The organism is Pseudoalteromonas sp. MMG010 (assembly GCF_018100905.1).
Classification (GTDB): domain Bacteria; phylum Pseudomonadota; class Gammaproteobacteria; order Enterobacterales; family Alteromonadaceae; genus Pseudoalteromonas.
In genome coordinates, this window is the sequence record NZ_JAGJEG010000026.1 from 1 (window position 1) to 6,001 (window position 6,001).

At 39.0% G+C, this 6,001-nt stretch carries 7 protein-coding genes; all 7 read right to left on the bottom strand.

Annotated elements, in window-relative coordinates:
- Window positions 1-504: 504 nt before the first annotated feature.
- Window positions 505-942 carry a ClpXP protease specificity-enhancing factor gene (locus J8L70_RS15905; protein WP_211056555.1) on the bottom strand — a complete coding sequence of 146 codons (438 nt, stop codon included), beginning with the start codon at window positions 940-942 and terminating at the stop codon, window positions 505-507.
- A complete protein-coding gene (gene sspA / locus J8L70_RS15910) occupies window positions 942-1,568 on the bottom strand; it encodes a stringent starvation protein SspA (protein WP_211056556.1) in 627 nt (208 codons plus the stop codon). Before sspA ends, J8L70_RS15905 begins: the two co-directional genes overlap by 1 nt.
- A gap of 79 nt (window positions 1,569-1,647) precedes the next feature.
- Window positions 1,648-2,397, bottom strand: a complete 750-nt coding sequence (locus tag J8L70_RS15915; RefSeq protein WP_211056557.1) for a cytochrome c1 — start codon at window positions 2,395-2,397, stop codon at window positions 1,648-1,650.
- Window positions 2,394-3,659, bottom strand: coding sequence for a cytochrome b N-terminal domain-containing protein (locus J8L70_RS15920; protein ID WP_211056558.1), 1,266 nt, complete (start codon window positions 3,657-3,659; stop codon window positions 2,394-2,396). The genes J8L70_RS15915 and J8L70_RS15920 overlap by 4 nt, the downstream gene beginning before the upstream one ends.
- A complete protein-coding gene (gene petA, locus J8L70_RS15925) occupies window positions 3,659-4,249 on the bottom strand; it encodes a ubiquinol-cytochrome c reductase iron-sulfur subunit (protein ID WP_210998962.1) in 591 nt (196 codons plus the stop codon). The genes J8L70_RS15920 and petA overlap by 1 nt, the downstream gene beginning before the upstream one ends.
- A 524-nt stretch (window positions 4,250-4,773) precedes the next feature.
- On the bottom strand, window positions 4,774-5,166 hold the full coding sequence (rpsI, locus tag J8L70_RS15930) for a 30S ribosomal protein S9 (RefSeq protein WP_024600778.1): 393 nt from the start codon (window positions 5,164-5,166) through the stop codon (window positions 4,774-4,776).
- Between the two features lie 8 nt (window positions 5,167-5,174).
- Window positions 5,175-5,603, bottom strand: a complete 429-nt coding sequence (gene rplM, locus J8L70_RS15935; RefSeq protein WP_211056559.1) for a 50S ribosomal protein L13 — start codon at window positions 5,601-5,603, stop codon at window positions 5,175-5,177.
- Between the last annotated feature and the right edge of the window lie 398 nt (window positions 5,604-6,001).

Consider the following 6,001-nt stretch of genomic DNA (forward strand, 5'->3'; position numbering starts at 1 on the left):
TCGCTCTAGAGACGCTGCGCTTTAGAGTAGTAATTTAGTGATTCAGTGACTAGAACGTATTGTTCACTTCTCATTTGCTGCTCTTTGTGAGCATTGGCTTTTGTCTTTGATTTTAAGTGATTAAAGCTAGTGATTAAGACATGTATGCACAAAGAGGCGCTGCGCTGATGAGACGCTGCGCTTTAGAGTAGTAATTCAGTAACTAAATCATTTCTTGGCTTCTCATTTACCCTCATTTGCTGCTCTTTGTGAGCATTGGCTTTTGTCTTTGGTTTTAAGTGATTAAGGCTAGGATTAAGACATTTATGCACAAAGAGACGCTGCGCTTTAGAGTAGTAATTTAGTAACTAAATCGTTTTTTGGCTTCTCATTTACTCACATTCCTTTCTCTTTTTGAGTGTATTTAGTAGTTAGTAGTTAGTGCATAAGCTTACAGTACAAACAGCAATTTATTTTAGGCATAAAAAAACCGCTAAATTAGCGGTCTTTTTCTATATTTACATATTATTTAATAACACGTAAATGCGATCCTTTCTTCTTTTCAGGCTTTTCTGGTGGGGTAGTTTCAACATATTCTGTTGACGTTTCCACACTTTTAAACTCTGGCGCAAAGTCGTCTTCATCATCTAAAAACTCTTCTGCGGTAAAAACAGTTCCTTCACCGTTTTCACGTGCATATATCGCCAGTACTGCACCAACAGGTACATATACTTGCATTGGTTGACCACCAAAGCGAGCGTTAAAGCTTAACTGAGTATTGTCTAACGAAAACTGAGTGACCGCAGACGGGCTAATATTAAGCACAATTTGTCCATCTTGTACAAATTGTGTTGGTATTTGCACTGCAGGAAAGTTCGCATCAACCACTAAGTGTGGAGTGCATTCGTTATCAACAATCCAGTCAAAAAAAGCACGTAATAAATAAGGGCGATTAGGTGTCATTACAAACGGATCTCACGCTCAGTTTCAGTTAAAGAAGCTTGGAATGATTCACGTTCGAATAAGCGGATCATGTATTCTTTTAGCTCTTTAGAACCAGCACCTACAAGCTCAATACCAAACTCTGGTAAACGCCATAATAGAGGTGCTAAATAACAATCTACTAAGCTAAACTCTTCACTCATAAAGTAAGGCGCTTCACCAAAAATTGGGGCAATAGCTAGTAGTGCTTCTGTCAGCTCTTTACGTGCTTGAGCTGCATCAGGTGCATTGTTAATAATTTTTTCAGCAAGGCTGTACCAATCGGTATCAATACGATGCATCATTAAACGGCTACGACCACGCATTACCGGATAAACAGGCATTAGTGGAGGATGAGGAAAACGTTCATCAAGGTATTCCATGATGATGTTTGCCTGATATAAACCAAGCTCACGGTCAATCAGTGTTGGCACTGTACCGTAAGGATTAATTTCGTGAAGTGCTTCTGGCAAATTATCTTTTTCAGCCAAATGAATATCTACACTTACACCTTTCTCTGCAAGTACAATACGTACTTGGTGGCTATACATACAGTTAGCACCAGAAAAAAGGGTCATTACAGGGCGCTTATTGGCAGCTACGGCCATGCCTACCTCCATTAAATAACTAAAACAGCAATAGGGGCTTAAGCCCCTATTGCAAAATTACCTTGTAAAATGCTCACTATTAATGAACATCTCTCCAGTATTCTTTCTTAAGCATAAATGCCAAGATAAATAGAATAATTAAAAATCCAATTACCTTAATACCTAACGCTTCTGACTCGAGACGTGAAGGTTCACCCACATACTCAAGGAAGTTGGTTAAATCACGTACTGCGTCATCGTATTCATCATCACTTAACTCACCGCTACCATCTGTTTGCGTACCAACAATTTTAGTCACAGTGTGACCATGTTCAGTAACTTCTTCAGTGATAGCTGTAGGAACACCTTGTAGTTCTTGCAGAACATGTGGCATACCTACTGATGGGAAAACAATATTGTTTACGCCAAACGGACGAGATTCATCTTTATAAAACGATTTTAAGTAAGTGTAAATCCAATCAGATCCACGCACTCTTGCAACAAGTGTTAAATCTGGTGGCGCTGCACCAAACCATTTTGCTGCATCGTCTTTTTCAATTGCATTTGTAATATGGCTACCCACTTTAGAACCGTCAAATATTAACTGTTCTAAACCAACCTCAGTTGGAATGCCGATATCACGGAATGTACGTTCATAACGCTGATACTGCATTTGGTGACAACCAAGGCAGTAGTTCATAAACAACTTAGCACCACGTTGTAGTGAAGGTTGATCCGTAATATCGTTATTAGCCTTCATTAGGTCCACAGATGGACCTGCCGCAAATACAGTATTAGGTAACAAATTTACAGATAAAGCAAATAAACCAATAAGTAGCTTTTTCATCATTTCGTTAACCTCTCTGGCATTGGCTTAGTTTTTTCATTCTTACTGTAAATAAACAACAGTACGAAGAACATAAAGTAAGTCACTGTACATACTTGCGATATAATTGTTTTAAGGTCTGTTTGAGGTGTAGCACCTACCCAACCTAAAAGAACAAATGTAATAACAAAACCAGCAATATTCCATTTATGGAAACCACAGCGGTAACGTACAGATTTAACGCGACCACGGTCTATCCAAGGAAGTAATGCAAGTACCACAATAGATGCACCCATGGCTGCAACACCAATTAGTTTATCTGGGATTGCACGTAATATTGCATAGAATGGCGTAAAGTACCAAACTGGGAAAATATGCTCAGGTGTTTTCAATGGGTTAGCTGCTTCAAAGTTTGGCGCTTCTAAGAAGAAACCATTCATCGCAGGCATAAAGAACACAACCCAGCAAAATAAGATTAAGAAACCAACCACACCCACAATATCTTTTACTGTGTAATAAGGGTGGAACGGGATTGCATCAACAATATCTTTTTTGTTGGTGTAATACTCGTGGAACTTAAATTTAGGCTTATCTTCTTCAGCAACAGAGCCTTTTTTACGCTTAATTTCAATACCTTCAGGATTGTTAGAGCCCACTTCATGAAGCGCAACAATGTGCAAAAATACTAAAATAACAATCACTAACGGCAATGCAATTACATGTAATGCAAAGAAGCGGTTAAGCGTTGCACCAGAAATAACATAGTCACCACGTATCCAAAGTGTTAAATCATCACCTATAACCGGTATAGCACCGAATAAAGAAATAATTACTTGTGCACCCCAGAACGACATTTGACCCCATGGTAATAAGTACCCCATGAAAGCTTCAGCCATTAATGCTAAGAAAATAAACATACCAAATAACCACAGTAACTCACGTGGTTTTTGATAAGAACCGTAGATCATGCCACGGAACATATGCATGTATACAACGATGAAAAACGCAGATGCACCCGTTGAGTGTAAATAACGTAATAGCCAACCATATTCTACATCACGCATGATGTATTCTACTGATGCAAACGCACCTTCAGCAGAAGGAACAAAGTTCATCGTTAACCAAATACCCGTTAAGATTTGGTTAACCAGTACAAGCATGGCTAAAGAGCCAAAAAAGTACCAGAAGTTAAAGTTTTTCGGTGCTGGGTACTGTGCAATATGCATGTTCCATACACGTGTCATTGGAATACGGTCGTCGATCCAACCAATAAGCTTACCAATCATTAGGCTACCCCTTTTTCTTCGCCCACTAAAATAGTGGTTTCATCAAGAAAAGTATACGGTGGTATTTCTAAGTTTAATGGTGCTGGTACCGATTGAAATACACGGCCAGCCATATCAAATTTAGAACCATGACATGGACAGTAAAAACCATCATCAGTGCCTTCAACTTTTTCACCAAAATTACCTTGGAAAAAGCCAGGTGAACAACCTAAATGCGTACAAATACCAACAGCGACAAATATCTCTGGGCGTAATGAACGGTAATCATTCGTTGACGATTCTAATTGTTGTGGCTCTTGCGATTGCGGATCACGAAGTTGACCTTCATGTTCTTTCATCTGCTCAAGCATTTTAGGGGTTCGTGATACAACCCATACAGGTTTACCACGCCACTCGACACGTATTAATTGTCCTGGTTCAAGTTTGCTGATATCTACTTCTACAGGCGCACCCGCAGATTTAGCTCGCTCACTTGGATTCCAAGACGCAATAAAAGGAACAGCAGCCCCAGCCGCACCAACACCACCAACAACAGAGGTAGCTATGGTTAAAAAGCGACGTCGGCCATTGTCTACAGGCGCATTGCTCATCCACTTATCTCCACTATGATTCTCAACACTTGCTATATTGAGAACATCAGTTACAGCAGGTTAATTATTCGAAATTTTAAGAAGAAACGATCATAAATAAAACCCTTGATTAAAACAAGGTTATTCAAAGCTTCACGCTCGAATAATCCTGACTTAATCAAAGATTTGATTAAGTTAGCTCGAGTTTAAAGCACTGGGTTATTTTATCATTTCCGTAAAACAAAAAACTGACCAAGATCAATCGCAATCCAATAAACAAATATGTTTAATTGAAAGTACTAAAGCTTGTTCATATTACTTGCCAGCCAATTGTAGCAAAAAATTACACTAATTAACTGATGGATTTACACTAATTACCATAATTATTTAACTTTTTTTAAAGTTATTGCGAGGAAGAGCTCAGTAAGAGCAAATAACAAACAAATATTTTGTTTTTAAGATCAGAAACTAAGAAATACAAGACGGGACTTTAAAACAAAAAACCCAGCATAAGCTGGGTTTTTGAATTCTTGATAACGTATAGATTAACGTTTTGAGAACTGTGGACGCTTACGCGCTTTCTTAAGACCCACTTTCTTACGTTCAACTTTACGTGCATCACGAGTAACGAAACCTGCTTTACGAAGTTGTGGACGTAATGACTCGTCAAACTCCATAAGTGCACGAGTGATACCGTGACGGATAGCACCAGCTTGACCTGTAGTACCACCACCAGCAACGGTGATGTGTAGATCAAACTTTTCAGTCATATCAACAAGCTCAAGAGCTTGACGAACAACCATGCGTGCTGTTTCGCGACCAAAGTACTCTTCTAAAGAGCGCTTGTTGATTACGATGTTACCAGTGCCTGGGCGTAAGAATACGCGAGCACTTGAACTTTTACGACGACCTGTACCGTAGTATTGATTTGCCATGATAGTGCTCCTTAAATGTCTAGAACCTGAGGCTGTTGTGCAGCATGATTGTGCTCAGTACCAGTGTAAACTTTAAGTTTACGGTACATAGCGCGGCCTAAAGGACCACGTGGCAACATGCCTTTAACAGCTTTCTCGATGATCATTTCAGGCTTTGCAGCTTGAAGTTTATCAAAAGTAGTAGACTTAAGACCACCTGGGAAACCAGAGTGAGCATAGTACACTTTGTCTTTGAATTTGTTACCAGTTACAGTAACTTTCTCCGCGTTGATAACGATGATGTAATCACCAGTATCTACGTGAGGAGTATATTCAGCTTTATGCTTACCGCGTAGGCGATGAGCGATTTCAGTAGCGATACGACCTAAAGTTTTACCTTCAGCGTCAACTACGTACCAGTCACGTTTTACTGTTTCTGGTTTAGCAACAAACGTTTTCATTTATTTAAAATCCAATGTTTTTCAATTAAAACCACAGGTAATTATTATTAATTACCGCTCTAAAGTTTGCTACAACCCCTTCGAGTTTTAGACTTTGTGCGCCATTCAAAAGTGGCTAAGCTAATGAAGGCAATAGAACGCAACGTGGCAGACGCGGGAGTATACCAGCACTTAATTAATATTGCTACTGCAAGAAAGTTTTTTCCGAAAATAGGTGATTTCGTTATCAAAACCCAAAAAGCGATACTTTTAAATAAAGTATTTGAATAGCTGATATTTAGCGCAGCGCCTCTTTGAGTAATTATGTCTTATAACTTGCTTTAATAACTAAAAACAAAGCCATTACTCACAAAGAGAAGAAAATGAGACATGAAAATACGTTCTAGTCACTAAGTCAT

Excerpts from the sequence above, each read along its gene's own strand:
- J8L70_RS15905 (WP_211056555.1), bottom strand. The coding sequence starts at position 942 with ATGACACCTAATCGCCCTTATTTATTACGTGCTTTTTTTGACTGGATT.
- sspA (WP_211056556.1), bottom strand. The coding sequence starts at position 1,568 with ATGGCCGTAGCTGCCAATAAGCGCCCTGTAATGACCCTTTTTTCTGGT.
- J8L70_RS15915 (WP_211056557.1), bottom strand. The coding sequence starts at position 2,397 with ATGATGAAAAAGCTACTTATTGGTTTATTTGCTTTATCTGTAAATTTG.
- J8L70_RS15920 (WP_211056558.1), bottom strand. The coding sequence starts at position 3,659 with ATGATTGGTAAGCTTATTGGTTGGATCGACGACCGTATTCCAATGACA.
- petA (WP_210998962.1), bottom strand. The coding sequence starts at position 4,249 with ATGAGCAATGCGCCTGTAGACAATGGCCGACGTCGCTTTTTAACCATA.
- rplM (WP_211056559.1), bottom strand. The coding sequence starts at position 5,603 with ATGAAAACGTTTGTTGCTAAACCAGAAACAGTAAAACGTGACTGGTAC.